This is a genomic window from Phyllobacterium sp. 22552 (genome assembly GCF_052044585.1).
GTDB lineage: Bacteria > Pseudomonadota > Alphaproteobacteria > Rhizobiales > Rhizobiaceae > Phyllobacterium > Phyllobacterium ifriqiyense.
Genome location: NZ_JBQENG010000008.1, coordinates 95,842 through 120,690, shown reverse-complemented (window position 1 = coordinate 120,690; position 24,849 = coordinate 95,842). Strand labels below are relative to the sequence as shown.

26 protein-coding genes are annotated in these 24,849 nt (G+C 58.1%); 6 read left to right on the top strand and 20 right to left on the bottom strand.

Features of this window, described 5'->3' with window-relative positions; genetic code table 11:
* Positions 1-269: 269 nt before the first annotated feature.
* Both ACTJI9_RS18575 and ACTJI9_RS18570 read right to left on the bottom strand, forming a co-directional pair.
* Positions 270-1,652: an MFS transporter gene (locus tag ACTJI9_RS18575; protein ID WP_440810054.1), complete on the bottom strand. Its 1,383-nt coding sequence runs from the start codon at positions 1,650-1,652 to the stop codon at positions 270-272.
* Positions 1,653-1,888: 236 nt separating this feature from the next.
* Positions 1,889-2,836: a dihydrodipicolinate synthase family protein gene (locus ACTJI9_RS18570; protein ID WP_440810051.1), complete on the bottom strand. Its 948-nt coding sequence runs from the start codon at positions 2,834-2,836 to the stop codon at positions 1,889-1,891.
* 151 nt (positions 2,837-2,987) lie between these two features.
* On the opposite strand from ACTJI9_RS18570, the gene ACTJI9_RS18565 reads away from it, so the two are divergent.
* A complete protein-coding gene (locus ACTJI9_RS18565; protein ID WP_440810049.1) occupies positions 2,988-4,061 on the top strand; it encodes a LacI family DNA-binding transcriptional regulator in 1,074 nt (357 codons plus the stop codon).
* Positions 4,062-4,755: 694 nt separating this feature from the next.
* The gene (locus ACTJI9_RS18560) at positions 4,756-5,133 is read left to right on the top strand and encodes a hypothetical protein (protein WP_440810426.1); all 378 of its coding nucleotides are present in this window, start codon (positions 4,756-4,758) and stop codon (positions 5,131-5,133) included.
* A 528-nt stretch (positions 5,134-5,661) separates the two neighbouring features.
* On the opposite strand, the gene ACTJI9_RS18555 is transcribed toward ACTJI9_RS18560, so the two are convergent.
* The 5 genes from ACTJI9_RS18555 to ACTJI9_RS18535 form a co-directional block, all read right to left on the bottom strand.
* Positions 5,662-6,846 carry an alpha-hydroxy acid oxidase gene (locus tag ACTJI9_RS18555; protein ID WP_440810046.1) on the bottom strand — a complete coding sequence of 395 codons (1,185 nt, stop codon included), beginning with the start codon at positions 6,844-6,846 and terminating at the stop codon, positions 5,662-5,664.
* Between the two features lie 86 nt (positions 6,847-6,932).
* Entirely contained in the window at positions 6,933-8,441 is a 1,509-nt protein-coding gene (locus tag ACTJI9_RS18550) for a tripartite tricarboxylate transporter permease (RefSeq protein ID WP_440810043.1), read from the bottom strand.
* Between the two features lie 31 nt (positions 8,442-8,472).
* Positions 8,473-8,934, bottom strand: coding sequence for a tripartite tricarboxylate transporter TctB family protein (locus ACTJI9_RS18545; protein WP_440810040.1), 462 nt, complete (start codon positions 8,932-8,934; stop codon positions 8,473-8,475).
* Positions 8,931-9,890: a tripartite tricarboxylate transporter substrate binding protein gene (locus tag ACTJI9_RS18540; protein ID WP_440810037.1), complete on the bottom strand. Its 960-nt coding sequence runs from the start codon at positions 9,888-9,890 to the stop codon at positions 8,931-8,933. Before ACTJI9_RS18540 ends, ACTJI9_RS18545 begins: the two co-directional genes overlap by 4 nt.
* Before the next feature lie 50 nt (positions 9,891-9,940).
* Positions 9,941-10,636, bottom strand: a complete 696-nt coding sequence (locus ACTJI9_RS18535) for an IclR family transcriptional regulator (protein WP_440810034.1) — start codon at positions 10,634-10,636, stop codon at positions 9,941-9,943.
* A 131-nt stretch (positions 10,637-10,767) separates the two neighbouring features.
* Here ACTJI9_RS18535 and ACTJI9_RS18530 point away from each other — a divergent pair, with 131 nt between their 5' ends.
* Together ACTJI9_RS18530 and ACTJI9_RS18525 are read left to right on the top strand one after the other, a co-directional pair.
* Positions 10,768-11,790 (top strand): hydroxyacid dehydrogenase, encoded by a 1,023-nt coding sequence (locus ACTJI9_RS18530; protein ID WP_440810032.1) that lies wholly within the window; start codon positions 10,768-10,770, stop codon positions 11,788-11,790.
* Positions 11,791-11,820: 30 nt separating this feature from the next.
* Positions 11,821-12,495, top strand: coding sequence for an RraA family protein (locus ACTJI9_RS18525; protein WP_440810030.1), 675 nt, complete (start codon positions 11,821-11,823; stop codon positions 12,493-12,495).
* A gap of 330 nt (positions 12,496-12,825) precedes the next feature.
* Here ACTJI9_RS18525 and ACTJI9_RS18520 read toward each other — a convergent pair whose 3' ends face one another.
* The 6 genes from ACTJI9_RS18520 to ACTJI9_RS18495 all read right to left on the bottom strand — a co-directional run bounded on the left by ACTJI9_RS18520 (position 12,826) and on the right by ACTJI9_RS18495 (position 16,830).
* Positions 12,826-13,452, bottom strand: a complete 627-nt coding sequence (locus tag ACTJI9_RS18520) for a class I SAM-dependent methyltransferase (RefSeq protein WP_440810027.1) — start codon at positions 13,450-13,452, stop codon at positions 12,826-12,828.
* Positions 13,453-13,778: 326 nt separating this feature from the next.
* Positions 13,779-14,249 carry a nuclear transport factor 2 family protein gene (locus ACTJI9_RS18515; protein WP_440810026.1) on the bottom strand — a complete coding sequence of 157 codons (471 nt, stop codon included), beginning with the start codon at positions 14,247-14,249 and terminating at the stop codon, positions 13,779-13,781.
* A 106-nt stretch (positions 14,250-14,355) separates the two neighbouring features.
* Positions 14,356-14,682, bottom strand: a complete 327-nt coding sequence (locus tag ACTJI9_RS18510) for a nuclear transport factor 2 family protein (protein WP_440810024.1) — start codon at positions 14,680-14,682, stop codon at positions 14,356-14,358.
* A gap of 8 nt (positions 14,683-14,690) precedes the next feature.
* Entirely contained in the window at positions 14,691-15,674 is a 984-nt protein-coding gene (locus ACTJI9_RS18505; protein WP_440810022.1) for a saccharopine dehydrogenase family protein, read from the bottom strand.
* Position 15,675: 1 nt separating this feature from the next.
* Complete coding sequence (locus ACTJI9_RS18500) at positions 15,676-16,071, bottom strand: VOC family protein (protein WP_336441123.1); 396 nt, start codon at positions 16,069-16,071, stop codon at positions 15,676-15,678.
* A gap of 15 nt (positions 16,072-16,086) precedes the next feature.
* Complete coding sequence (locus ACTJI9_RS18495; RefSeq protein ID WP_336441124.1) at positions 16,087-16,830, bottom strand: SDR family NAD(P)-dependent oxidoreductase; 744 nt, start codon at positions 16,828-16,830, stop codon at positions 16,087-16,089.
* A 133-nt stretch (positions 16,831-16,963) separates the two neighbouring features.
* On the opposite strand from ACTJI9_RS18495, the gene ACTJI9_RS18490 reads away from it, so the two are divergent.
* Entirely contained in the window at positions 16,964-17,845 is an 882-nt protein-coding gene (locus ACTJI9_RS18490; RefSeq protein ID WP_440810019.1) for an AraC family transcriptional regulator N-terminal domain-containing protein, read from the top strand.
* A gap of 537 nt (positions 17,846-18,382) precedes the next feature.
* On the opposite strand, the gene ACTJI9_RS18485 is transcribed toward ACTJI9_RS18490, so the two are convergent.
* The 7 genes from ACTJI9_RS18485 to ACTJI9_RS18455 form a co-directional block, all read right to left on the bottom strand.
* The gene (locus ACTJI9_RS18485) at positions 18,383-18,787 is read right to left on the bottom strand and encodes a RidA family protein (RefSeq protein ID WP_440810017.1); all 405 of its coding nucleotides are present in this window, start codon (positions 18,785-18,787) and stop codon (positions 18,383-18,385) included.
* A gap of 112 nt (positions 18,788-18,899) precedes the next feature.
* Positions 18,900-19,544 carry a LysE family translocator gene (locus ACTJI9_RS18480; RefSeq protein WP_440810015.1) on the bottom strand — a complete coding sequence of 215 codons (645 nt, stop codon included), beginning with the start codon at positions 19,542-19,544 and terminating at the stop codon, positions 18,900-18,902.
* Positions 19,545-19,928: 384 nt separating this feature from the next.
* Positions 19,929-20,687: an alpha/beta fold hydrolase gene (locus ACTJI9_RS18475; RefSeq protein WP_440810410.1), complete on the bottom strand. Its 759-nt coding sequence runs from the start codon at positions 20,685-20,687 to the stop codon at positions 19,929-19,931.
* Positions 20,688-20,792: 105 nt separating this feature from the next.
* Positions 20,793-21,527, bottom strand: a complete 735-nt coding sequence (locus ACTJI9_RS18470) for a L,D-transpeptidase (protein ID WP_440810012.1) — start codon at positions 21,525-21,527, stop codon at positions 20,793-20,795.
* Positions 21,524-22,054, bottom strand: coding sequence for a VOC family protein (locus tag ACTJI9_RS18465; protein WP_267227755.1), 531 nt, complete (start codon positions 22,052-22,054; stop codon positions 21,524-21,526). The genes ACTJI9_RS18470 and ACTJI9_RS18465 overlap by 4 nt, the downstream gene beginning before the upstream one ends.
* A 54-nt stretch (positions 22,055-22,108) precedes the next feature.
* The gene (locus ACTJI9_RS18460) at positions 22,109-22,957 is read right to left on the bottom strand and encodes an alpha/beta fold hydrolase (protein ID WP_267227756.1); all 849 of its coding nucleotides are present in this window, start codon (positions 22,955-22,957) and stop codon (positions 22,109-22,111) included.
* Between the two features lie 46 nt (positions 22,958-23,003).
* Positions 23,004-23,828, bottom strand: a complete 825-nt coding sequence (locus tag ACTJI9_RS18455) for an oxidoreductase (protein WP_267227757.1) — start codon at positions 23,826-23,828, stop codon at positions 23,004-23,006.
* 108 nt (positions 23,829-23,936) lie between these two features.
* Between ACTJI9_RS18455 and ACTJI9_RS18450 the strand changes: the two genes are divergently transcribed.
* On the top strand, positions 23,937-24,800 hold the full coding sequence (locus tag ACTJI9_RS18450; protein WP_440810007.1) for a LysR family transcriptional regulator: 864 nt from the start codon (positions 23,937-23,939) through the stop codon (positions 24,798-24,800).
* Positions 24,801-24,849 lie beyond the last annotated feature (49 nt).

The following is a 24,849-nucleotide window of genomic DNA, read 5'->3' as shown; positions in this document are numbered from 1 at the left end:
ATCCGGCCTCCGGCCGCGTGGTCGGAGCCACCTACGGATAGGTGGTCCAGACGCGAGTACAACGTGTACTCGGTCGAACCGGTACAGCGGCAAGCCGCCATCCCCGGGACCAGGGACCGCGCAATGCTAATTCAGGATCAACGCTGGTTGAACGGGAAGCGATCCCAAATAATAGCGCTTGGGTGCGGCCAGGAATAAAAGATCAAAGGCCGGGGCGAGCTTGCCGAGCCTTTGGTACTCGTCTCTTGAATGCCTGACGCTTCAGAATATCAAGGCGAAAGCTCCTCCAGGACCCGCCCCTTCGTCTCCACTGCGAAGAGGGCCGTCACCAAGGCACCGACCAGCAGGATTGCGGCGAATGCGCCGAAGACATACTGGATACCCATTGACGACATGACCCAGCCGACGGCGATCGGCCCTGCGGACGATCCGAGACGCAGCCAGGCGCTGCCTGTCCCTGTGCCGATGGCGCGCAGGCGTGTCGGGTAGATTTCCGCCGAGTAGAGATAGAGCGAGAAGGTCACGGTCTGGAGAATGGCATAGGCAAGACCGGCGAGAACCAGAACCTGGGCCGCAGACGTCGCGCCGAGCCATGCAAGGATGATGAGCGGGATCGGTGCGATCAGAAGAGCCCCTGTATACCACCGCTTGCGTCCAACCTTGTCGATCAGAAATGCGCAGATCACCGCCGCAATCACCCCGCCGACCGATGTCAGGAAGCCGTAGAAAATGCTGGTTCCGAGCGGTAGGTTGAACGTCTGCCGGTAGAGCGTCGGTAGCCAGGTAATGGTCCCGTTCGCAACCATGTAAGCGCAGAACCACATAGCCCAGATCGATAGGGTGCGCTTCAGATAGATGCCCTGGAAAAGCTCGCGCCAGTCGGATTTCCGGTTGATCGGCGCGGCAACGATTTTCGGTTCCGGCAATTCGTTGCCGGCGGCGCGCGCGCTATTCTCGAACTTAGTGACGATCCGGTCAGCCTGTTCATAGCGACCGTTGGCCACCAGCCATCGCGGTGATTCATGCAGGAACCAGCGCAAAGGGATCATCAGGATTGCTGGCACAAGGCCAACGACAAACATCGCTTTCCAGCCATAGACGGGCACAAGAAAATAACCGATTAGGCCCGCACCAACGAGACCGAGCAGGAACATCACCTCGTAGAGCAGAAAGAAGCGTCCGCGGCCCTTGGAGCCGATCAGCTCGTTGATATAGGCGCTCGCGACCGGAACTTCGCCGCCTGTTCCAATGCCCTGAACAAAACGGAAGGCCATCATCATGGCGGCCCCGGCCGCAAAAAGACATGCGACGTCCATACTGACGAACAGCAGGATCGTGAACAGCAGCACCTTGAGGCGGCCGATTTTTTCGGCAAGCCAGCCAAAGCAGATCGCACCGATTAACTGCCCGAGATAGCCCATCGACAGGATCATCCCCGTCTGCCCGGGGGTCAGGTTCCACTCGCGGACAAGGACCGGCATGGCGTAGGCAATGGCGATGACAGTATAACCATCGAAGAACGTCGCAGCGCCAACGATGTTGCGTGCCCAGAACACTTCGCGGGTGACAGGCAGCCGCTCGAGGCGCGCGCTGATTTCAGCTTGTGGATCGATGACCGGTAACGGCACGGTCAGCCGTTGTTCGATATTCATGTTTTCCTCCCTTGGCCCAAACCCTCTCCCGGTCTGGCGTTGAAACTACGTGTCGAGGTGCCGCTTCCGCAATGCCGTGGCACTGTGCGTCCGAGGCATCGAAGCAAGGCTGTCGACGAGATGTTGGGGAATGAACGCATGGCAGAGCCGCACGCGCGCAGACGCATCCATCCCGGATGCGACCGCGCTTTTCATCCCCCCACGGAAACGCCCGCCTGCAACGCGGGGCAGTCCCGTTACTCGGCGGCCATCAACTGCTCGACACGGCCGATACCAGCGGCTGCGAACGCGGCAAAAATTTCAGCTTCCGCCTTTTCGCCCAGATTCTTCAACGGCTCGCGGATGGTCGCATGGTCGAGGACGCCACGATGAACGAGGCCGAGCTTCAGGGCCACGGTGCCCTCCATATGCGAACCGCGATGATAGACGGCCCGGGTTACCGGCAAGAGCTGCTCGAATATTTTGCGGGCTTCGGGATAGTCCTGCGCCTTGCCCGCCTTGATCAGATCGATGAGCAATTCCGGAGCGATATTGCCGTAGCCGACAAGCAGGCCATCAACATCGAACATGGTTGGCAGCAGCCATTCGTCGTGGCAGCTCAGGATCTGTAGGCTCGGATTGGCTTTCTTTATTTCAGGAATTTCGACGTACCAGCGCTTCATGTTACGGACGCCGTTCTTGGTGGCGACGACGCCGTCCTGAGTCGCGATCGCAAGCTGGGTGTCGAGATCGTAGGAAGCCTTCGTAGCATCCGGATACTGGAACAGAATGCACTGCAGGCCTGACTCCTGCCAGATTGCCTTATAGCGATCCTGTGGAGCGCCCTTCTGGAAGCCGAAGCGCAGCCATCCGTGGTTCGGGTAGACAAGAGCACCGGTCGCGCCGGCGGCCTTGCACTTCTTCGCTTCCGCGGCGGCAACCCTGGTGCCCTCACCGGTGATGCCAGCAATGATCGGAATGGCGCCGTCAACGGCTTCGACATAGGTGCGGATGAGCTTCAGCCGTTCCTCTTCCGTCAAAAACGTGCCTTCGCCGGCGTGGCCGAGAATAACGAGGCTCTTCACGCCATCCATTTCGGCAAGCCATTTGGCGATGCGTGTATTGGCCGCGTAATCCACTTCGCCGTCACGGGTGAATGCGGTGACAGGCGCTGGGCTAAGGCCTCTCAGGTCCATTGATTGCATTGGGTCTTCTCCTCCAAGATAACCGCTGTCCTCTGCGATCAGCGATGGGATCGTTAATGGGAACGTTCCCACTATCGTTTCCGATTTTACTGGAGTCAACATTTTTTTTGATGCATGTTTCCGCTAAGATGCTGTCAGTGGAGAAAACGGAATGAATTCAAGGACAGAAGATGGAGGACGGCTGGCACGCGTCACCATTCTCGACGTCGCCTCGGTCGCCGGGGTGTCGAAGTCGACGGTGTCGCGCATCCTCGATGAGCGACTTCCCCGGTCTGACAATGAAACCTCGCGCCGCGTTCGAAAAGTTGCTGAAGAAATGGGATATGTCCGCGACGTTTCGGCGTCGAGCCTGAGACGCGGCAGCACGATGACCATTGGAGTGATCGTGCCTCGTCTGACCGATACCGTCATGGCGATGCTTTACGAAGCTCTGGTAAAGGCGTGCAATAAATCCGGTCGCTTCGCCATTGTTGCGACTACGGACGACAAGCCCAAGGCGGACCGTCTGGCCGCCGAGTCGCTGCTGAACCGCGGCGTGGACGGCCTGATCCTTGCTACTGCACGAGAGGACGATGATTTTCCAGACGAATTGATGGCTCGAGGCGTTCCTTTTGTTCTGGCGCTGAGAACCGATGGTCGGAGCCTTTCCTCAATCGGCGACGACAAATTGGGCGGTTATCTGGCGACGCGCCACCTCCTGGATCTCGGTCATCGTCGGATCGGCGTGATCGCTGGTCCGTCATATGCCTCCAGCTCGCTCGGACGCGTCGAAGGCTACAGGCAGGCGATGGAAGAGGCCGGAGTCACGCTCTGTCCTGATTGGATGGTACCGTCGACATTCGGGATAGACGCTGGAGCTGATGCGGCCGAGCAGCTTATGAATCTCAAGGATCGGCCAACAGCGATCTTTGCGGTCAACGACAACACCGCGATCGGCGCACTGTCCGGTCTTTCGCGCCTGGGGATCTCCGTGCCCGACGACGTTTCGGTCGTCGGGTACAACGACATCCCGATCGTCAGTCATCTCCCAACCCCGCTGACGACGTTGCGCGTACCCTTCGAGCAGATCGCGTCGAACGCTTTGGACTTGCTTACAAGCAGCGCTTTGTCGGCTGACGATCGGATCCGCGTCTCGGCGCCCACCCTCATACCCCGAAAGTCTTCTTCCAAGCCACGCCTTGAAACGATTCGAACGATCGACCACCCGCATGTTGGAGCTAAATAGCTGAAATTGAAACCGAGGACGCATATCGACGGAATGAGCATCATCGGCGAATAGCAGAAAGGTTGAGCGCCAAGCGGCGGGAAGCCTCTTCATTCGATTCTCCGCCGCTTTTCAGTTTTATGCGGCCCGGACGACAATCTGTGGCGCATACATGTCGAGAACGATCGCGCGATTCTCCACCTGGGAGTTTTTCTCCCATCCTCGTGACGCGCACTTGAGAAATACAGCCGTAAGTAACAGTATTTGCGGGATCTGTTCGAAATACGGAAACATCTCTTGAACATTGCCGATATCGATCTCGACATATTCCTTGATAACATCTGTTCAATCGACCGACGGCCGCGAGCACCATCGACAATGCGCCCGTGGAATGAGGAGCAACAACTCCGCCATTTCCTAGAGGATCAGTGCACTGACGCGTGGCCTCTCGTCTCGGCGGCCCAAGGAGCGATTTTTCGTGCATCACGACGAAGCATTTCAAGTTCTGGAAACCCTCTCGCAAAATGGCGCCGTGCCGTTAACACTGACCCACATCGATGCCCATTCCGCCCTGGGAACCGCCAGATTATAACCGGCACATGGCAAAAAACACTCTGTATGCCAAGTGGTCGCAAACCTTGCAAAAAAAGTCGGCGTCAGAGCGCAGAGGCGGCCGCGACCTATAAACACAGCAAGCTCGGCATACCGATTTTCCTTGGCGGCGATCACGCGATACCGGCCGGCACGGTTCAAGGGCTCGCCCGTCGAGCGGCCGAAGCGCCGCGCCGCATATTTCGTAACTTCGAAAATATCTTTGTCGACCTCGGTAGCGCCGATGCCGTGCAGCTTTGTTCCCGATCTCGCGGCCATCGCCCGTCTCGGCCCGGTCTCATCCAGTCTCTGCTTGTTGTTTGGCAGACCGTTCTTCCAAGGCGCTCGCGTCATCGCAGAATGGATCGTCTTCAATGGACTAACCGGTGATATCGGCCAGTCTGACGTCCTTGCCCGTATCGCCGACACACCTGTCAGCAGGCTGGAGCAACTGCTCCCATGGAGCTGGGCACCCAAGACCCTGAACGCTCAGGCGGCCTGACCCGCGGCCTTCGCCGGATGCTTACGCCTCGAAAGCGGTCATAAACGTTGCTTTATGAATGAAGAAGTCTACGCGACCACGCGTCGCCCATTGAGCACCCAGGATCGTTTTCTGAAAAGAAATGAGCCAATCGACGATATCAAGCGTGCTTTGGTGCCGGTCATGCTCGCAATAGTAGGCTTTCCAGCTCTTATCGACTCTAAAGGCGAGTAAGTTGAGGCTCGCTGCCCTATGTTTTTCACAAGGGAGTTATCAGCGAGCGAGCGCCCAATTCGCCGTTGCCATTCTCAATGTATGCTTTCAATGAACATTGACGCTTTCATTTCCACCGGTAGCAATGGTCCAGGCACTTCAGACGGACAGCGATCTGGCTTCGCATGGTTGCGGAGCCAGGCGATTGTGAGAACGAACAGGAGCAACGTCGCGGATATCGTAGCGTGACGTGTTGGAGCGCCACAATCGCAGAAATATTGATGTCGAAGGCACCTCTGTTTCGTTGCCACAGGAGTGGCAGGAGTTGATCGAAGCTTACCGCCGGTCGATGACTGCCGCAGACAACTGGTTAATTCCTGTCACACCCAGAAGGCCCATATTGCGATGAAGCTCATCCTTGAGGATGTTGGCAGCCTTTGACACGCCAGCCTGCCCGCCAACTGTGGCGGCATAGAGAAACGGGCGACCGACGAAGGCGAATTTTGCGCCGAGGGCCAGTGCTTTGATTATGTCCGTGCCCCGGCGAATTCCGCCATCTATCATGACGACTGTGTCTGAGCCCACTTCATCAATGATCGCAGGCAAGGCCTTGATGGGCGCGATAGCGCCATCAAGCTGTCTGCCGCCATGATTGGAGACGATGATGCCATCTGCGCCCCGCTGGACAGCGATGGCCGCATCGTCTGGATGGAGGATGCCTTTGATGACGAGCCTACCAGTCCATCTCTGCCTGATCCGGCTGACATGGTCCCAGCTTAAATGATCTTTCTTGCCGAAGTCGCGCATTACATTGGATGCAAGGATCGGCGCACCTCGCGTGGCATAGGAGTTCTCGAAATGGGGAATGCCATGATTGAGGATCGTGCGTCCAAAGGTGCCGATGGTCCATGCGGGGTGAGTCAATCCCTGCCAGGCGAGACGCAGGCTTGGTCGAAGGGGTGTCGAAAAACCGGCGCGGACGTTGTTCTCGCGATTGGCCAAGACAGCGGTATCCACCGTCAGAATCAGCGTCTTGTACCCTGCCGAAGCCACGCGGTCTATCAAAGCAACTATCCGATCCGGCTCACCCGGAAGATAGGCCTGAAACCATGATCGCGGGGCAGCCTCGACGATATCCTCGAGCCGGATTAGGGACGAGCCGCTCATGATCATGGGGATACCGGCATCCTGCGCCGCTCGCGCCAGCACGAGATCGCCCCGATAAGCCATCAAGGCGCTGATGCCCATTGGTGCTATGCCGAAGGGGGCGTTCCACTCTTCGCCAAACAGGCTGGTCTTAGTAGTTCTGCTTGAGACATTTCTCAGCACCCTCGGCTGCAAAGCGATCTCTTGGAATGCCGCCGCATTGTGCCGCAGCGAGGCATTGGTCTCGCTTGCGCCGGCAATATAGCCAAACAGCGGCTTTGGCAGGTGGCGCCGCGCCAAAGGTTCGAAATCGTCAAGGGACAGAACGCCGCGCAGACGGCGAGCCGTTGAGAGGCATGATATAGGTGATGTCATTGGTAGCTCACAGATTAGATCATGCCAGCGCAGGAGAGTTGCTTCTCCCTACTGAAGCAAAAAGGGCGCCTTGCGGCGCCCTGTTGTCAGTCTTCGCTCGCCTCGAATGCTGCTTTTCTGTTTTTTCGAATTGTCGGCAGGATGAGTGTCAGCAACATCAAAGCGGTCACGGCCAGAAGCACAGCACTGATCGGCCGCTCGAAGAAGACCAGCCAGTCACCTTGCGAGAGCAGCATCGCGCGCCGCAAGTTGGTCTCCAGAAGCGGACCCAGAACGAAACCGAGAAGAAGCGGTCCTGGCTCGCATTTTGCCTTGCGCAGAACATAGCCCAATATCCCGAACAGGATGACCAGCGCCACGTCGAAGCCGCGATTGCTGACGCTGTAGACACCGACACAGCAGAACAGCAGGATTGCCGGATACATCAGGCGATAGGGGATTTGCAGTAGCTTTACCCAAAGCCCGATGAGCGGAAGGTTGATGACGAGCAGCATGGCATTGCCAAGCCACATGGAGGCAACAAGACCCCAGAACAGCTCCGGCTGGTTCTGAATGACCGATGGACCCGGGGTTATGCCGTGAATGGTCATCGCGCCAAGCATCATGGCCATGATAGAATTGGATGGAATGCCGAGCGTCAGCAGAGGAATGAACGACGCCTGTGCACCTGCATTGTTCGCAGCTTCCGGGCCGGCAACACCTGCAATGGCACCATGGCCAAACTTTTCCGGTGTCTTGGAAATACGCTTTTCAACCGAATAGGCACTGAACGCGCTCAAGGTCGCGCCACCACCTGGCAGAACGCCGAGAATTGTCCCAACGCCAGTACCGCGCAAAACTGCGGCCCAACTATCCTTGAACTCCTCACGCGTTGGCCACAGCCTGCCGATCTTGCTTTGCAAGATTCCGCGGACTTCCTTGGATTCCAGATTGGTGGCGATTTCCGCGATACCGAACAGACCGACTGCGATCACAACGAATTCGATGCCATCATAAAGATCCGTCGATCCGAACGTCATGCGGGCTGACCCGCTGTTGACGTCGATACCGACCATGCCCAGCACCAGACCAAGGCAGACCATACCGATTGCCTTGACGACGGAGCCGTGGGCGAGAATGGTTGCCGCAAGCAGGCCAAAAATACACAATGCTACATATTCGGCCGGACCGAATGAAAGTGCAAAGGACGAGAGTGTTGGACCCGCAACGGCAAGCGCAATCGTTGCAACGGTGCCGGCAAAGAAGGAACCAAGCGCTGCGATTGCCAATGCAGCACCCGCCCTGCCCTTTCGCGCCATCTGATAACCATCGATCGCGGTTACGACAGCTGAGGCTTCACCGGGCAGATTGACCAGAATGGCTGTTGTCGATCCACCATATTGAGCGCCGTAGAATATGCCAGACAGCATGATCAGGGCACCCAGGGGCGGCAGGAAAAAGGTCACCGGCAGCAGGATCGCCACCGTCGCTGTTGGTCCAATCCCTGGCAGTACGCCGATCAAGGTGCCCAAAAGCGCTCCGATGAAACAAAACAACAGGTTTGTTGGTGTCAGGGCCTCGGAAAAGCCGAGCATCAATACGTCAAGAAAAGCCATCGAAAATATCCGATCAAATCAGGAAAGGTCGTCAGAACGGCCAAATGGGCATCTGAACGCCAAGTCCGTAAACGAAGAGAAGCGCGCCAAGCGTTGTCAGCACTGCCGTCGAGATGAAAATCTCCCGCCAGCGCGACTCCGGGTCGGCCAGGCTTCCCACAACCAGCAGCCATATGGTTGCAGCAACAAACCCAAAACGCTCTGCGGCAAACGCAAATCCCGCAATGGCCACGACCAGGATCACCAATGGTTTGGGGTTGACCGCATCCAGAGCTTCATGTGGCTTCGACAGGGCCTTGATAAGGACAACGGCGCCGATCAGTAGAATGATGGTGCATAGGGACCTCGGCAGAAACCCGGGTCCCATCATGGCCGGAGTGCCGTAGGTCAGGTCACGCCCAGCCCAAAGGCCAAGCGCTCCCAGAAATATCATCACGCCGCCAGCTAGAATATCGGGAAAATCACGGCTATCGGCGGCAGGCTTGATGCTCATTGCTGCACCCAAGGCGTTGTATCCCAGATTTTCTGGAACCGAGCCAGACGATTTGGCATTTCCTTTTCCCAATCGGCACCGCTGAGGTAGGCCAGCGGCAATGCCATCTGTTTGGCCTGCTTCTGGAACTCAGGATTATCCAGCGTTGCCTTGACGGCGGCGGCGAAGCGATCAGCGATTTCGGCAGGGACTTCACGAGGCGCCGCGATGCCACGCTCGGATGTCATCTCGACATTGAAGCCGGATTCGATGGCCGTCGGCACGTCTGGAAGCTGAGGCGAGCGCTCCTTGCCGAAGGTGTTGATCATTCGAAGACCAGTCGTATCGTTGCCGCCATACTCACTGACATTAAGACCACCGCCGGTCACCTGCGAGCCGAGGATGGCAGTTCGAGTCTCCCCAGCTCCGTTGAACGGAATGTGAGTGATTGTAGTTCCGGTTTCTGCGCCGAGAATGATGATGGCCAAATGATCGTCGGTACCGATACCTGACGAGCCGAAGGATACCGCGCCGGGCTTTGCCTTTGCCGCAGCAACGAATTCAGAGATTGTTTTGATCTCGGACGCTGCAGGAACAACGATGGCGGCCGGGTCGTCCACGATACGGGCTATAGGCTTGATTGTCTTTGGATCATAACCGAGCTTTCTTTGAACCTGCATGGACAGGAAGCCGGGCGTATTGATGTAAGAGAATGTGTAACCATCCGGCTTGGCCTTCGCCAATGCGGTATAAGCGATTTCGCCGGACGCACCTGGACGGTTTTCGATGACGATGTCAGCGCCGAGTTCTTTTTCAAGAAATGGCTCCATGGCACGTGCCATGACATCCGTGCTTCCGCCGGGTGCAAAGGCAACGATCATCTGGATTGGACGATCCTTCGGCCACTCTGCATGGGCTGAACCAATCGTTGCCAGCAAAGTGCCGGCTGCCAAGGCTGCTGTTCTCATCATACTCATCGACATGCTCCTCCCAAGGAACGCTATGCGGGCCCGGTCCCCGCTCCAAACTAGCCGGGTTGTCCTCCAAGCGCGGTGCTGAGCTTGCGCGCGGCAACGCGGAGAATTTCAAGATTTTTAGACACGGCCGCCTCGTCGAAACGTGACGGCGGACCTGTCAAAGCCAAAGAGCCGAACAAGGTCTGGCCCTCGCCGTAAATCGGAACGGCGATGCTTGCGACCTGCGGATCCCGTTCACCGATGGTGACGTGATAGCCCTGCGCCCGAATGTCGTCATAAAGTTTTCCGGCCGTACCACTGAAAGCCAGAATGACACGACCCGGCGCGCCGCGATCAAGCGGCATGGTGTCGCCAACACGGGCCGAGTGGCGGATGGACTGCGTGGAATCATGCCGGTGAAGGCAGACGCGGGCATCACCTTCCTTGACATAGACGGCTGCGCTCTCGCCGCTCTCGCCGCTTATCTGGGCAAGCAGCGGCTCCACGACGGCCGACGATTTGAATGTGGATTGATAAAGGCCGCCGAGCCGCACGAGCTTCGGCCCCAGGCGCCAGCTGGCATCGTCGTTGCGGACAAGCATGGAGGACTTGGCCAGCGAGCGAGCAATGCGCAGCACTGTCGACTTGTCGAGCCCAGTCCGGCGCGCGAGCTCACCCAGCGTCAACGCATAGTCGACTTCCGTGAAAGCTTCCAGCATCGAAACAGCCCGTTCTACGGCTGCAACACCTGAAGAATTGCCTGGCATTGGTTTAAACCTCCCTCAAAAAAGTATTGTACTAGGTACAACACCTTTTCATTTAGTACAATACCCGATATTGAGGATTCGTCAACCGCCGCTCCTTTGCGAGACGGTGCACCGAAATTCGGGAGGTTTTAGTGAGCAATATCAATACGGTGACGACCGCTTCAAGCCCAGAAGAAGCGGCTGCCACAGGTCTCAAGGTTCTCGTCACAGGGGCGCAACTGGCGTCCGAAGCAACGGAACTTCTCAAAAAAAACGGAATCAAGACGATATACGCGGACGGCTACAGCGGTTCGGAAAACCTCGCCTATATCGCCAAGACTAACGCCGTTGATGCAATACTCGTGCGCCAGGGCAAGATAAACGATCTGGTCATCGGATCGTCCCCACGTCTTCGCGTGATCGCAAAACACGGCAGTGGCGTAGACAATATCGATCTTGACTCCGCCACGTCCCACAACATCCCGGTGCTGCGGGCGCTTGCCGCCAATGCCCAGTCGGTTGCAGAATTGGCAATCACCTTGTCGGTGACGCTGATGAAAGACATCGGTAGCCTCAGCAATACCGTCAAAAGCGGCGACTGGCCAAAGACCAAATATGTCGGACGCGACCTCGCGGGTGCAAAGTTCGGCATTATCGGCTTTGGAGAGATCGGTCGCAGAACTGCCAAGCTTGCCCAAGGGCTTGGCATGGAAACCATTGCCTATGATCCATTCGCAGATGACGCAGACGGCACGCGCGTAAGCCGCGATCTAACTGAGGTTCTCGCGCAAGGCGATATCGTTAGCCTGCATTGCCCGCTCTCACCGCAGACCCATCACCTCATCAATAGTGAGCGACTGAAGATGATGAAATCTACTGCCTTCATCGTCAACACGTCGCGCGGCGCCGTCATCGATGAGGTTGCTCTTCTTGGCGCGCTGAAAGACGAAAGCATCGCAGGTGCGGCACTCGACAGCTTCGAGCAGGAACCACCAGCAGCCGATCACCCGTTCTGGGCTCTGCCAAACTTGATCGCCACACCACATGTGGGCGGCGCAAGCCAATCCGCACTGAAAAACATGGCCGTACAGAGCGCACAGCACATCGTCGATGTCCTCACCGGTGTGCCGTTTGATCGGCGCGCACTCGCCAACCAGAACCTCGCTCAGAATTAAACCACCAAACATGAAAACGGAGGAACCCAAATGTTAGGTTTCAGAGTATGCAAGCGTAAGCAGAAAGTCAGCACGGAATGGGTCGAGAAATTCAGAACCTTGCCGGTTGCCAATGTCAGCGACGTCATGTCCCGCATGACAGCAGGCGGCGCGCCGCTGCGTCCCTTTTACACCGGCCCGAGAATGGTCGGTGCGGCCGTGACGGTCAAAGCTCGCCCGGGCGATAATCTGATGGTTCACAAAGCACTCGATATCGCCGAACCAGGCGACATTGTCGTCGTTGACGCAGGCGGTGACTTGAGCAATGCCATCATCGGCGAGTTGATGGTCGCCCATGCCGCCCAACGCGGCCTCGGTGGAATCGTGATTTTCGGCGCCATTCGCGACAGCGAAGAACTCCTTGGAGGTTCCTTCCCCGTCTTTGCTGCCGGCGTAACCCACCGCGGTCCCTACAAGGATGGCCCAGGCGAAGTAAACGTCCCCATTGCCATCAACGGCATGGTCATCGAACCCGGCGACCTCATCTGCGGGGATGCCGACGGTCTGCTCTCCGTCCCGCTTGCCTCCGTCGAAACCGTCTTCGAAGCGGCATCCAGGAAGCACGCGGCAGAGACAAAACAGATGGAAAACATCAAGCTCGGGAAAAACGACCGGACATGGGTCGATGCCTCTCTTGCCCGACTTGGCTGCGTCATCGAAGCTTGAAGACCATGAGGCGTGGAAATGCCCGCGCCTCTCTGGACGCGGTAACGATCTTGATTGGTTGAACTGGGTACAAATAAGGAAGTGGTCAGCAAACCTTCCTTTGAAAATGCCGATAATAGGCAAATTTTGGGCTTTTTTGATTGTAGCTTAAAAGTCTACAATCCACGTCGACACTTCATTTCACCCGAAAGGGAGCCAAACAAACGGCTGCTTCGCGCCTTCATATCGGCCATAGAGGCGATCTTTGCCTCGCCTGGAAGCAGCCATTTCGGCAGCCACCTAAAGTTCATAGTCGTGCCACAACCGGCCATTCGCGCAGGTCTTTGTGCGTCACGCCCGACTCGCCCGAACGCTCAGCCACCGATCATGGGGCTTTCCGACGCACCGACGTACCTCGCTGACGATCCAGCCGGCGTCAGTGAGTGCGGACCGCAGGGCAGACTCGCGCCAGTACGTCTCGAAGTAGCGCCGCGGCGCAGCAGCATTGCCGCGTGTGGACACATCCTCGCCGTCGCCCTCTCTAACCGAGGCGTGCAGTCGGCCACCGGTCCAGGTCGCCTCGGCCAGCCGTCCAAGCACCGTGCCGAAATCCTCGCGCGCGACGTGAATTAGGCTGGCACAGGCCCAGATCCCGTCGTACGGCGTGCCGGGACGCTGCGGGTCGGCCAAGTCATCGGTCAGCGGGTCCAACAGGTCAGCCTCGAAGCCACGTTCGCAAAGCAGGTCGACGAAACCCTTCGAGATGTCGGTGCGCCGGACGCTAATTCCCCGTTTCTCAAGCTCAAGAGCATCTCGCCCGCCACCGCTTCCGATCTCCAGCACCCTGCCCGAGCCACCCAGCGCGGTCACGAACACATCGATCTCTGTCGCGACCCATTCGGGCATCGCCGCGGCCTCTGAAGCGTACTCCGCCGCGACCGTATCATAGGACCGCACGGTATCCCGGTCGGTGCTCATCTTAGCGCTCCTCCTTCAAGACAAGAGGCTCGATGAGCGAGAGGCCATCAGCCCATTGCGCCTTTCTCACTTCGGCAGTTGTGACATCGCCGGCGATTTTCTTCCCAGCTTACGCCGAAATGCGGTCTGAGACACCGCCGACCGATTGTCAATATGCCGGGCGGCAATGCACCCGCATCTCGGTCACACCCCGGCGACGGCGCTGAAGCGGACATGGAGCGGACTGAGGTGGCTGCATGTTTGTATCAACAGCGGTCCTTCCGCGTGAGAATGGAGGCGGGAACAGAATCCGCCGCCATTTCAATGGCGTCACCTGCATGGGAAGCTTAGATATCAGAGAGAACAGTCAGGTCACCCGTCCGCCAGACATTGTCGACCGTGTTGCGGGTGATGACCCAGACGTCGCCGCTTCTCGCCAGCTCGACGTCGTAGCGGTTCTTCATGAGGTAGTAACGCGAGGGATCGCTGCGAGGAACGTGCTGGGCTTCCACGAGCACGTCCATGCGTGCCGTGTCACCATTGATGGTCACACGTGGATTGCTGACGGAGTGGGTGGTGTCCAGTGTACCAAGCGACGTCAACAGGGCCGTGGCAATGAAATCCCGGCCTTCGATGACTGGATATTCGAACCCGGCCTTGGCGGCGGCCGGTCGGAAGTCCGAGATCGCGTTTTCTGCGAGCGACGACGAGAGAAGCTCCTTGTCTCGGAGGTCGATACCTGCTGCGAAGCGATACAGCGTTTCGACGACAGCCAACTTGTCGGCAGCCTCCTGAGTGGGAGATGGCGAAATTGTCATGAACGTACTCCTTATTGTGCCGGAGACTTGCGAATACAAGCCTCCCCCGGCATCCGCGCCTCAGGCGCAGATGTTCATTGTCTTGATGTGACTGTAAGGTGGGCGGCTACTCGAGATCGGCATCGATGCGCTCGATCAGACCGTCCGAATTGATCGCGATCTTGAGGATGCCCACCTCGTGACCGAAATCTCCGGTGAAATCGACACGGACATTCGAATTGAAGGCGTCCGGCGTCTGGATGGACAGCAGCCTGCTTGCGGTGTTGTAACCAACGAAGAACCGCTCCAGATAGATCCGGACGCCGTCCCAGCCGACGAAGGCATTGCCGACCGAAACATCTTCGATGACCGCATCGGGAGCAAACAGGGACAGCGCGCGCTCGACGTCGAAGACGTTTGCGGATGCGATGAATGATTCGACGAGCTTCTGCATGGCGTTCCTCAGATGTCGACGATTGTGGCGTCGGCGATAGTCTGAGCAAAGCCGCTTCCGAACACAACGGCGGGCGTCTGGAAGCCAGGTCGGAATTCTCCTCCCAGCACGCGGCGGCCGGCTTCGGCCGTTGCCATCGCGGTGAAGGTATAGCCGTTGACCGTGTCGAGACGCGAGCTGGTCACCTGGCCTTCCGCGTTGGTGACTTCAATGGCCGCCTGGTATCGGTTCGCGAGGCGCTCGTCTTCGCTCGGCCCATCCGGAAGCAGCGAAACATCGCCCTGCGGGAAGCCATCGCCTGTCACATGCACAAAGGTCTCGACATCAGGGACGCCCGTTGACCGCCAGATCGTGATGAGATCGGGAAGCGTCACCGGAAAACAGTCGACCCCACCCTTGCCGAAGTCGAATTTTCGAATTCCCTCAGCAGGAGCGCTTACGAGCTTGCCATCGATACGAGCCAGAGTCTGGGTCGTGACATTCTCCATGGCGCTGATTGCCGACCCGCGCGAGAGGCCACCTGCGACATGCAGCGCGATCCTGATTTTTCGGGGGTCGTGGACTCTCCCGACAGCGTGTCCGGCGAGGCTGCCGAGCATTGCGACGCTGCCACCACCGCCCGGCATCAGCATGATCCCCGCTGCCTTCGCCTCATCATCCAGGTCTTCGGCCAGGCAGTAGCTGTCGAGTTCGGCTGCAGTGTCGAGATAGTGTACGCCGTTGCGGAGCGACGCCCGCATCAAAGCTCCGGCGGTTCGCAGGAAAGGACCGGCGCAGTTCAGCAGGACCGAAATATAGGCAAGGCCTTTGTCAATCGCCGCAGCCTCGTCGAGGCCGAACACCCGGTATTCAACGCCGAGCTCTGCAGCAAGCCTGGAGAGAGATTCCTCGGTACGGCCTGCGAGAACGACAGGCGTGCCTGCCGCTTTCGCATATTTCGCTGCCATGCGGCCGGTATAGCCGGTCGCGCCATAGATCATCAGTTTTGTCATGTCAGTGCTGCCATTCCTTGTAGACAAATTCGAGGCTGTAACCATCGGGGTCGCGAACCTGTGCGGCGTAATAGCGTGGGTCGTAGTGAAGCTGCGGGCCGGGCGGATGTATCTCGGTTGCACCCGCGATGATCGCCGCGCCGAAAGCGGCATCCACTTGGTCGGTGCCCCTGGCGACGAAACCGACATGCGCTGCGCGGCCGTCCACGACCCCTTCGCGTAGCCAGAAGAACACCCTGCCGTTCGCGCCAAAACCTTTCAGGTCCGGATGGCCGCAAGGTCCGTCCTTTCCTTCGTAGTCATGTGCGTGGGCAATTCCGAGTGGTGCCAGCGCCGCCTCGTAAAAGGCGATCGAGCGGGCGATATCGCTGACGGAGATGAAGATGTGGTCGAGCATGCTGCTCTCCTTTGGTCAGATGATGTAGCCGCCCGCGACTTCGATGTTCTGGGCGTTGATCCAGCGGTTCTCACTCGACAGAAGGCTGGCGACAACGCCACCGATCTCTTCGGGTTCGCCGACGCGGGCGAGCGCGGTCTGGCCCGCGAGTATCGCCTCGAACTCGTCGTTCATGCCACCACCCAGTTCGGTGCGGATTGCCCCGGGTGCGATCGAGTTCGCCCTGATTCCCCGCTCGCCGAACTCCTTGGCCATGTACCGGGTGAGGACCTCGAGACCGCCTTTGAACGAGGCATAGGGCGCGACCCCGGCAGTGGCCACGCGCGAGGTGGCGCTCGTGATGTTGATGATCTGGCCGCCATCCGCCATCATCGGCAGCAGGATCTGGGTCAGGAAGAACGGTCCCTTGAGATGGACGTTGAACAGCCCGTCGAACTGTTCTTCCGTCACTGTTGCAATCGGATTGAATAGGCCGTAGCCCGCGTTGTTGACGAGACAGTCGAAGTCGCCACGGCTCCAGACGGTTTTTAGTTGGGCGGCTACGGCATCACGGAACGCTGGAAAGCCGCTGACGTTTCCGACGTCAAGCTTGAGAGCCACGGCCCTGCCGCCGCTCTGCACGATCGTCTTCACGACCTCCTCTGCCTTTTCGAGATTGCTGTTGTAGGTAACGACAACGCCCATGCCGTTTCGGGCGCACTCAACGGCGGCGCTCGCTCCGAGGCCCCGGCTGCTTCCGGTGATGACGACGATCTTCATGGGTCTTTCCTTCTGTGTTGGTGACCTGAAGCTAAGCCTGCACCGTCTCTCGCGCTCACCCATTTCTCTCTAAAACTTGCCTATTTCTGCTTCGCGCTTGCGGAGCCGATCTCAGTCTGTCACCTTCGCTCCCATGAAAAAGCAACTCCAGGAACTGCGCAGTTTGGCTTCGTCGGCCGAAAACCGCCGGACGGAGACGGGCATCCCCCGTGTTGCCATGGTGCAGGGCGAGATACCGGAACATCGGCTCTCAGCCGTCTACGAGCCGATGATCAACCTGATCCTGACGGGCTCGAAGACGATGACGGTTGGCGAGCGAACTTTTGCCTACGATCCGGCCACCTATTTCGTCATGTCTGTCGATCTTCCGGCCGTGGGGGCGGTGCATCCGTCGGCCACAGGGGAGCCGTATCTCGCGGTCAGCCTGACGCTTCATCCTCCCACGGTAGCGGCGCTGATCAGTGACCTTCCCATCCAGGTCTGCAGCAAGCTATTCGGATCAGGCTTCTCGGTTGCCCCGGTCAACGACGAGTTTCTCGATGCCTGGGTTCGAATGCTCCGGCTGATGGACAGACCGGACGAGGTCGCTGTGCTGGCCCCCACTTACGAAAAGGAGATCCTGTTCCGCGTGCTGCAGGGGCCGCTCGGCTGGATGCTTCGGGATATCGCAGCACCAGATGCGGCGCTTTCACGGATCAGCGTGGCAATCCAATGGATTCGACAGAATTTTGCAAAGCCCCTGAGGGTCGAGGTCCTCGCCGAGATGGCGGCCCTGAGCGTTTCGGCATTCCACCGCCACTTCAAGGCTGTCACAGCGCTGAGCCCGATCCAGTACCAGAAGCAAGTCCGGCTGTTGCATGCGCGCACGCTACTTATGGCCGGAGAAGGAACTGCTACTTCGGTGGCGTTCGGTGTCGGCTATGAAAGCCCGAACCAGTTCAGCCGGGAATATGCCCGGCAGTTCGGGCTGCCGCCATCCAAGGACATCGTACGTCTTCGAGGCGAGGCCGCGTAATTGTGCCTATGTGGGAGAAATCCATTTTCGACCGCTATGGGCTGCATTACAGAGCCTTGCACCCGACGGTTTTGTGTCCGCTTTCATCTCGGTTAGCCCAGCAGCGGACAGTCGGCAGTCGGCCCCATCTCGGTCAGTCAAGGGCACTAGCTCCGTGATTGTTTAAGGGAAGGTGCATAATGCGTATTTGGCTAAGCTAACGGTGCCAGTGATTAGCTCGAACTAATGACTGATGGCTCATGAGAAAGCTAATTTTGACTTCCCTTCGCCTTGAGCGGGATCGAACTATCGGCATGCGCCTTCGTTTCCCTAAACAATTGGAACGTCGAGAATTTCGGCACAACGGAATGTACGTGTCAAAGCTAGTTCGAGGTGCGTGCTCACCAGCCAATTAGAAGCGCGACACTTGCGCTGCCGATCAGCCCCGATCTGAGCGGCAGACCCTCTTGCAAGATCAGATCGGTGCGGGTGGGGCACATTATGGTGAGGGTAGTCAGCTGTCATAGCCTCGGACCTCGGCGAGCATCACCTACTGCCCTATTCGTGCGGGGGCGAAGGTATAGCTGCGACAACCTTGATTTCCACAAGAAGACCGGGATGGGCAAGTTCAGCGACGCCGATGCAAGTCCAAGCGCATGTTCCGCGAGGGAAGATCCGGTCCTTCACCTTACGAAACGTATGCATGTGCTGCTGCAATCCGACATGGTACGTAGTCATTTCGACAATATCTTCGAAGCTGCAACCTGCCGCTGACAAAACGGTAGCTAAGTTGTCCCAACACGCCTCGAATTGCTTCTCTGGGTCGTTGATGACATTCATGTTGGCATCACGTCCAACCTGCCCCGCGCAGAAAACCAGGTTTTCGACGCGTACTGCAGGGGCATAGCCTGCCTGCTCCACAATTGGCTTCATTGCCAGCGGCACGATAATTTTGCGATTCACAAATGATCCTTTCTTCGTTCGCATAGGCCGAGCCAACTTAGCTAAGTGAATGCATTGATGCGAGGCGGTCGTTGTGTTGAAGCCGCGTTAGCCCCGGATTAGGTTGAGACGATCAGGCAGGGCTCTTTGCCAATAACAAGCGACCGCCTAGCAAAATGAAAGCCGCCCCGGAAATTATTTTGATCCTTCTGGCGATGTGCGGGCGATTGAGAAAACCAGTCACGCTGCCGACAAGGAGGACAACTACGCCGTAAAAACCTACAGCGATCAGAGCATGTGTGAGTGCAAGCGCGGCGCCATTTGCAAGATCCTGTTGGTGGCCCTCCAAGAATTGGGGGAAGACTGCAACGTAAAAGATCGCCGGTTTGGGATTGAGGAAGTTGCTGAGATATCCGCGAACGAAGGCTTTCGGAGCTGTCAGGCTCATTGGAACCCGGCTTGGATTTATGACAGATGCATCCAGACCGCGCAGCGACAAGAGAGATTTAATACCCAGCCAGATGAGATAGGCTGCGCCCAACAGTTTCATCACTGTGAACAAGATTGCCGAAGCTGCGATCACCGCCCCCACTCCAACAAGTGCCAACGTGGCATGAGAAACGATGGCTGCGGCGAACCCGAACACCATCCCGAAGCCGGTCAGCTTCGTGTTGCTCGGCGAATTGGTTAGGAGCAAAGCAAGGTTGGGTCCCGGTGTCACCACGATCATGGTAACGATAGAGACGAATATGAAGTACTGATGAAGAGGGATGGACATGGCAACGACCTTGCGGTTTGGGCACAATTAGAGCGTACTGCATCCGGCCGTTTTCCGGCCTGGATCATACGAAGGGGTTAGAGTCGAGACAGAGTTATCGGGCACAGTGCTCCCGGGCAACAGATATGCAGAGCACCGCTTCAACGAAGCTGAAAAGTTGAGCCATTCTACATTCATAGGAGTACGCTCCTGCTGTACCTTCCATGGCGATCTGCATTGAAGGCCCGCGACGACACCAGGCTTTAAAGCGCGATGTTGGATCGCGGGGACCCTCTGATGACAACGTTTATCCTTTGCAGCGATCACATCACTAGCAAGGCACGAGTCCAAACTCGCAAAACGCTGCAGCTAGTGAATTTGCAGAGTTACCGCGGTCCTTTTCTGTCAGTCGACAGCTTCCGCGGCCTCCTCGATCACCTTCGCAACTGCAGCCGCCTGCGAGATATAAATAGCGTGACTACCATCGATCTCCGTCACAGTTGAACCGGCGCGCTTGTACAACCAGCGCTCAAGGTCCGGATTGATCGTCATGTCGTCCTTCGCAACAATCCCGTAGCTAGGCTTGTCGTGCCAGGCGGCAATAGACACCGGTGCACTGGTGGCCGCGATGGCGACAGGCATCTGAGACCGGGCCATAAACTCGCCCTGCTCTTTGGGTACATCCGCTCCGAAATCAGCCGCGAACTTTGCCGGGTCGATGAGCAGGAAGCCATCCTTTGTCGGCTTGATATCATTGGTGGGTGACGGCATCGATTGGAGCAGTTGTGCGCTGCTTTCGCCCTTTTCGGGCTGCAGTGCCGCAACATAGACAAGTGCCTTGACCTTGAGATCATCACCTGCTGCCGTGATGATCGTGCCCCCATAGCTGTGGCCGACGAGAACGACGTCCCCGTCCTGCTGATCAAGCACGCTCTTCGTGGCTGCAACGTCCTGATCCAGGCTTGTCAGTGGCTGCTGGACGATGCTGACCTGATAGCCGTCGCGGGTCAGGATGTCATAAACGCCGCGCCAGCCCGAACCATCCACGAGCGCGCCATGGACAAGCACGATGTTGCGCGCGTCCGCTAAGGCTGGGGCTGTTAGGACAGCAGAAGACAAAAGCGCGGCAATGAGGCCAACAGCCGCTTTACTGAAGTTCGACATGGTCGGTAGTTCCTTGAGTTTTGTGCGTGGAATTATGCAGGCTTTGAAAGCGCTGAAGGACATGTCTCTCCTGGTTCAGGGAGGGACGGACATGATCGCTTGCGCTTACTGCATGACGACAATTGGAGCCTTGATCGGCACGCGTTCATAGAGGTCTATAATGTCCTGGTTGAGCAGGCGCACACAGCCGGACGATACGGCCTTGCCAATCGAGCGCCATTCCGGATTGCCGTGCAAACGATAGAGTGTATCTTGGCCGCCGGAGAAGATGTAGAGCGCACGCGCCCCCAGCGGGTTTTTCAGGCCCGGCTCCATGCCGCCATTCTCGATCGAATACTTGGCCAATTCCGGCTGACGGGCGACCATCTCGTTTGGCGGCTTCCAGCGGGGCCATTTCTGACGCCACTGAATGATGCCCTTGCCCTGCCAGGCAAAGCCATCGCGCCCGATCCCGACACCATAGCGCATAGCGGTCCCGCCCGGCTGGACGAGATAGAGGAAGCGGGAGGAGGTGTCGACGACGATCGTGCCGGGCGCCTCGCCAGTCGGGTCGAGGACCTGCTGGCGATAGTAGCGCGGATCGATCTGCTTGTAGGGAAGCGCCGGGATCAGAAAGCCGCCATCCTCGGTGGGACCGTACATGACAGCCAGTTCGGCATCTGTCGGCGCAGGAGCGATGTGGACAGAGCCGATCGGATCCTGGGGAGGCGTCGACTGTCCCCCCACCATCCGACGCTTGCCGGCGGTGGAGACGCACCCTGCCAGTACTGACGCCGCAGCAATCGCCGAAAGCGTTATAAAGCTGCGGCGTGATGTAGTGTTTTCCAGATCCACGTTCATTGCTCGTCCTGCCACCTGCGCAGATCCGTTTGGTCGTGATAGCCCATGCGGTCGGGTGTGGTGATAAACTCAATCATCGTGCCCCAAGGCGTGCGGCAGTAGCAGACCTTGTTCCCTTGGCCTTTCTCGGTGGCATACGGAATATCGCGCGGCGCGGTGAGTGGCGTGCCGCCAGCCTTCTCAAAGCGCTCTACCGATGCGTCGATGTCGTGGGTATAGACACCAAAATGCGTGATGCCGAAGTCGCTCGGTGTAACCGGTTGCGCTTGTTTGGGGCCGTGCATTTCGAAGAGCTCGATGTCAGGCCCGGTTCCGATCTTGACCATCGCCTGCGCACGCACAACCGTTCCAGGGAATGCACCAGTGGCCCGCTCGAACTGGGGTCCCTGCCTTGCCGGATCCTGCGGTCCGAACGATTGGTAGATCACCTGGCCGCCAAAGGCTTCCACCAGGAACGATTTTGCCGCTTCGATGTCGGGCACTGTGATGCCGATGTGATTGACGCCACGAATTTGAGGTGCAGTCATGACAGTTTTCCTTTTTTGTTGAATCGATGAACGTGATCGTGCGGATCGCAGAGTTCAATTGGCCTTGAGGAAGTCGATGAGAGCAGCGGCTACTTCATCCGGGCACTCATCCGCCACATAGTGACTGCAGCGGGCAATCGAGCCGCCCGTTACATCTGTGGCGAACTCCTTGAGCATCGGAACCATATGCGCACCGAAGCGGTGCTCCCCGCCGAGACCTAAAACCGGAATCCGGAGCGGTTGCTTTTTGTATTCGAGCGCGGCCGCATGGTCGGCGGTCAGTGTGCGGTACCATTCCATGCCACCGCGCGTGCGACCAGGAAGTGCCATTGCTTTCGCATAGATGTCGATGTCTTCAGGATTAAAGGTGCTGTGATCGTAAAACCGCTCCGCCATGAAGGCCGAAACATAGTCATGTTCGCGGCCATAAATCAGGCGTTCCGGCAGATCCCGATTAGCATGGAACGCGAAGTGCCAGATCTTTGCCGTCGTCGCCTCCCACTGGCTCCAGCCAGGAAGCGGAACATCGAGGACGGCAAGGTGAGTAACCGCATCTCGATAGATAGCGGCCTGCGGAAGCGCCACCATTCCGCCGATGTCATGGCCGCATACGGCATAGCGTTCATGCCCAAGGGCGATCATGACCTCGTGCGCGTCGCGCGCCATCGTCGCCTTATCGTAGCCGTCAAGCGGGCAGTCGGAAAAGCCTGCGCCGCGCAGATCAATCGCCACCACTCTGAACTCTTCGGCCAGCAGCGGCATGACGTCGTGCCACTCCCACCAAGTTTCCGGCCAACCGTGAAGCAGAAGGAGCGGGGGGCCAGAGCCGCCCGTGACGGCATTGATCTTGATGCCGTTCACCGGCACCAGTTGCTGGGTAAAATCTTCCAGTGTTGGGATCATAACTCTTTCCCGTCGATGTTGATGTTAAACAGAGCTAGCGACCAGCTCAGGCCTGATCGAAATCGGTGGCGACCGAGATATCTCGCCAAGCGTCGATATCGGTGCGGAAAGAAGCCAGCTTTCGCTCGGCGATTGAATGCGCGACGGGCCCAAGCGGCAGATGAAGCGGGGCGTTATTGGCGTCGACCGCCTGCAGGATCACTGTAACCGCCTTATCGGGGTCGCCCGCCTGATTGCCGTTATTGGTTTCGCGATAGTGCCTGCGCGAACTCACCGCGTATTCCGGCATCTCCTTGGCCGCCATCGTGATCGAACGGCCAAGGAAGTCGGTCCGAAATGGCCCAGGCTCGACGATCAGCACGCGGATGCCGAACGGCTTCAGCTCACCGGCGAGCGCTTCGGAAACCCCTTCAACCGCAAACTTGGCTGCATTGTAATATGCTGCGCCGCCGCTGCCCGCGATCCCTGCGCCAGAAGACATGTTGACGATCACTCCGCCCGAACGTCGCAGTGCAGGCAAGGCTGCCCTGGTGGTTTCGATAAGACCGAAAACGTTCACCTCGAACATCGGTCGATATTCTTCGGGCGTGCCCTCCTCAAGCGCCCCAAACAGCCCGTAGCCGGCATTGTTCACAAGCACGTCAAAGCCGCCGAATGTCTCGACCGCCTTTGCGACTGCGGCTTGCGCTGCCGCCGCATCCGTCACGTCGAGCGGCAGGGTGATCATACGGCCGTCGAATGGCCGAGCCATTTCTTCAATCGAGTTGACGTTGCGGGCAGTCGCGACAACCTGATCGCCCCGCTGTGCCGCGGCGAGCGCGAGCCGTTGTCCGAAGCCGCTCGAGCAGCCTGTGATAAACCATGTTTTCATGACGTTTCTCCGCTTCATTTCAGAAGATGACTTGAATCTATATGTTTATATTTGTACTTGAAGTGACAGTTTTGTATTTTGACTGTTCACTTTTGTAAGGGCATGGCCGTGGAGTGGAGTGACGTAAAAATCTTCCTTGCGATTGCGCGATCCGGCACGCTCGGCGGCGCTGCGCGTGCTCTTCATACAAGCCATCCGACCGTCGGCAGACGGCTGCGTGCCCTCGAGGATGCCATCGGCCATACGCTCTTCCAGCGGACCGCGGACGGTCTCGTGCTGACCGAGGAGGGCCATGGGATCATCGCACTGGCAGAGCAGATGGAAGAAGGCGCGCTTGCCATGGAGCGCCGGCTCGCCGGGCAGGAGCAAAATCTCAAAGGCAATCTGCGTATCTCATCGGCAGACTGGTTCGGGGCCTATGTCCTGCCTCCAATCCTGGCAGATTTCTCGAAAGCCTACCCCAATGTAGACGTCGAGGTCCTGACCGGTACTCGCTTGTTCAACCTCGCCCAAAGGGAGGCCGACGTTGCCTTTCGCATCGTTCCGTTCGACACTGCCGATGTCATTCAACGGCGGCTCTTTAGGCTCGAATACGGCGTCTACATCGCCGAGGAGTCGCCTGACCCTAAATATGGCGACGGGACTGGTTTCCGTCTGATCACCCACGACACTTCTACCGGGCAGTTCCCCGACATAGCCTGGCTCGCCGAGAGTTTTCCGAACGCGAGACCCGTGCTGCGATCAAACAACCGAAACGTCCAGGGGCGAATGTGCAGGCAGGGTGTTGGAATCGCCGTCCTGCCCCGCGCAGTGGGCAATCAAATCCCGGGTATCCGCAGACTTGAACTGCCCAAGCTCCCGCCGGCGCGAGACATCTGGATGGGATATCACCGGGACCTGCGACGTCTCCAGCGTCTTCGGGCGTTTATCTCGACCGTCTCGGACCACATCACAAATGCCCCTGCATGGTAAGTCGGGCGAAGGGAATCGATTTTCCCCGCCGATCCACGGCTGCGGTAGG

What these genes read in the sequence shown, in the direction of transcription:
- ACTJI9_RS18575 (WP_440810054.1), bottom strand. Translation starts at nt 1,652, where the DNA reads ATGAATATCGAACAACGGCTGACCGTGCCGTTACCGGTCATCGATCCA.
- ACTJI9_RS18570 (WP_440810051.1), bottom strand. Translation starts at nt 2,836, where the DNA reads ATGCAATCAATGGACCTGAGAGGCCTTAGCCCAGCGCCTGTCACCGCA.
- ACTJI9_RS18565 (WP_440810049.1), top strand. Translation starts at nt 2,988, where the DNA reads ATGAATTCAAGGACAGAAGATGGAGGACGGCTGGCACGCGTCACCATT.
- ACTJI9_RS18555 (WP_440810046.1), bottom strand. Translation starts at nt 6,846, where the DNA reads ATGACATCACCTATATCATGCCTCTCAACGGCTCGCCGTCTGCGCGGC.
- ACTJI9_RS18550 (WP_440810043.1), bottom strand. Translation starts at nt 8,441, where the DNA reads ATGGCTTTTCTTGACGTATTGATGCTCGGCTTTTCCGAGGCCCTGACA.
- ACTJI9_RS18545 (WP_440810040.1), bottom strand. Translation starts at nt 8,934, where the DNA reads ATGAGCATCAAGCCTGCCGCCGATAGCCGTGATTTTCCCGATATTCTA.
- ACTJI9_RS18540 (WP_440810037.1), bottom strand. Translation starts at nt 9,890, where the DNA reads ATGAGTATGATGAGAACAGCAGCCTTGGCAGCCGGCACTTTGCTGGCA.
- ACTJI9_RS18535 (WP_440810034.1), bottom strand. Translation starts at nt 10,636, where the DNA reads ATGCCAGGCAATTCTTCAGGTGTTGCAGCCGTAGAACGGGCTGTTTCG.
- ACTJI9_RS18525 (WP_440810030.1), top strand. Translation starts at nt 11,821, where the DNA reads ATGTTAGGTTTCAGAGTATGCAAGCGTAAGCAGAAAGTCAGCACGGAA.
- ACTJI9_RS18520 (WP_440810027.1), bottom strand. Translation starts at nt 13,452, where the DNA reads ATGAGCACCGACCGGGATACCGTGCGGTCCTATGATACGGTCGCGGCG.
- ACTJI9_RS18515 (WP_440810026.1), bottom strand. Translation starts at nt 14,249, where the DNA reads ATGACAATTTCGCCATCTCCCACTCAGGAGGCTGCCGACAAGTTGGCT.
- ACTJI9_RS18510 (WP_440810024.1), bottom strand. Translation starts at nt 14,682, where the DNA reads ATGCAGAAGCTCGTCGAATCATTCATCGCATCCGCAAACGTCTTCGAC.
- ACTJI9_RS18505 (WP_440810022.1), bottom strand. Translation starts at nt 15,674, where the DNA reads ATGACAAAACTGATGATCTATGGCGCGACCGGCTATACCGGCCGCATG.
- ACTJI9_RS18500 (WP_336441123.1), bottom strand. Translation starts at nt 16,071, where the DNA reads ATGCTCGACCACATCTTCATCTCCGTCAGCGATATCGCCCGCTCGATC.
- ACTJI9_RS18495 (WP_336441124.1), bottom strand. Translation starts at nt 16,830, where the DNA reads ATGAAGATCGTCGTCATCACCGGAAGCAGCCGGGGCCTCGGAGCGAGC.
- ACTJI9_RS18490 (WP_440810019.1), top strand. Translation starts at nt 16,964, where the DNA reads ATGAAAAAGCAACTCCAGGAACTGCGCAGTTTGGCTTCGTCGGCCGAA.
- ACTJI9_RS18480 (WP_440810015.1), bottom strand. Translation starts at nt 19,544, where the DNA reads ATGTCCATCCCTCTTCATCAGTACTTCATATTCGTCTCTATCGTTACC.
- ACTJI9_RS18475 (WP_440810410.1), bottom strand. Translation starts at nt 20,687, where the DNA reads ATGTCGAACTTCAGTAAAGCGGCTGTTGGCCTCATTGCCGCGCTTTTG.
- ACTJI9_RS18470 (WP_440810012.1), bottom strand. Translation starts at nt 21,527, where the DNA reads ATGAACGTGGATCTGGAAAACACTACATCACGCCGCAGCTTTATAACG.
- ACTJI9_RS18465 (WP_267227755.1), bottom strand. Translation starts at nt 22,054, where the DNA reads ATGACTGCACCTCAAATTCGTGGCGTCAATCACATCGGCATCACAGTG.
- ACTJI9_RS18460 (WP_267227756.1), bottom strand. Translation starts at nt 22,957, where the DNA reads ATGATCCCAACACTGGAAGATTTTACCCAGCAACTGGTGCCGGTGAAC.
- ACTJI9_RS18455 (WP_267227757.1), bottom strand. Translation starts at nt 23,828, where the DNA reads ATGAAAACATGGTTTATCACAGGCTGCTCGAGCGGCTTCGGACAACGG.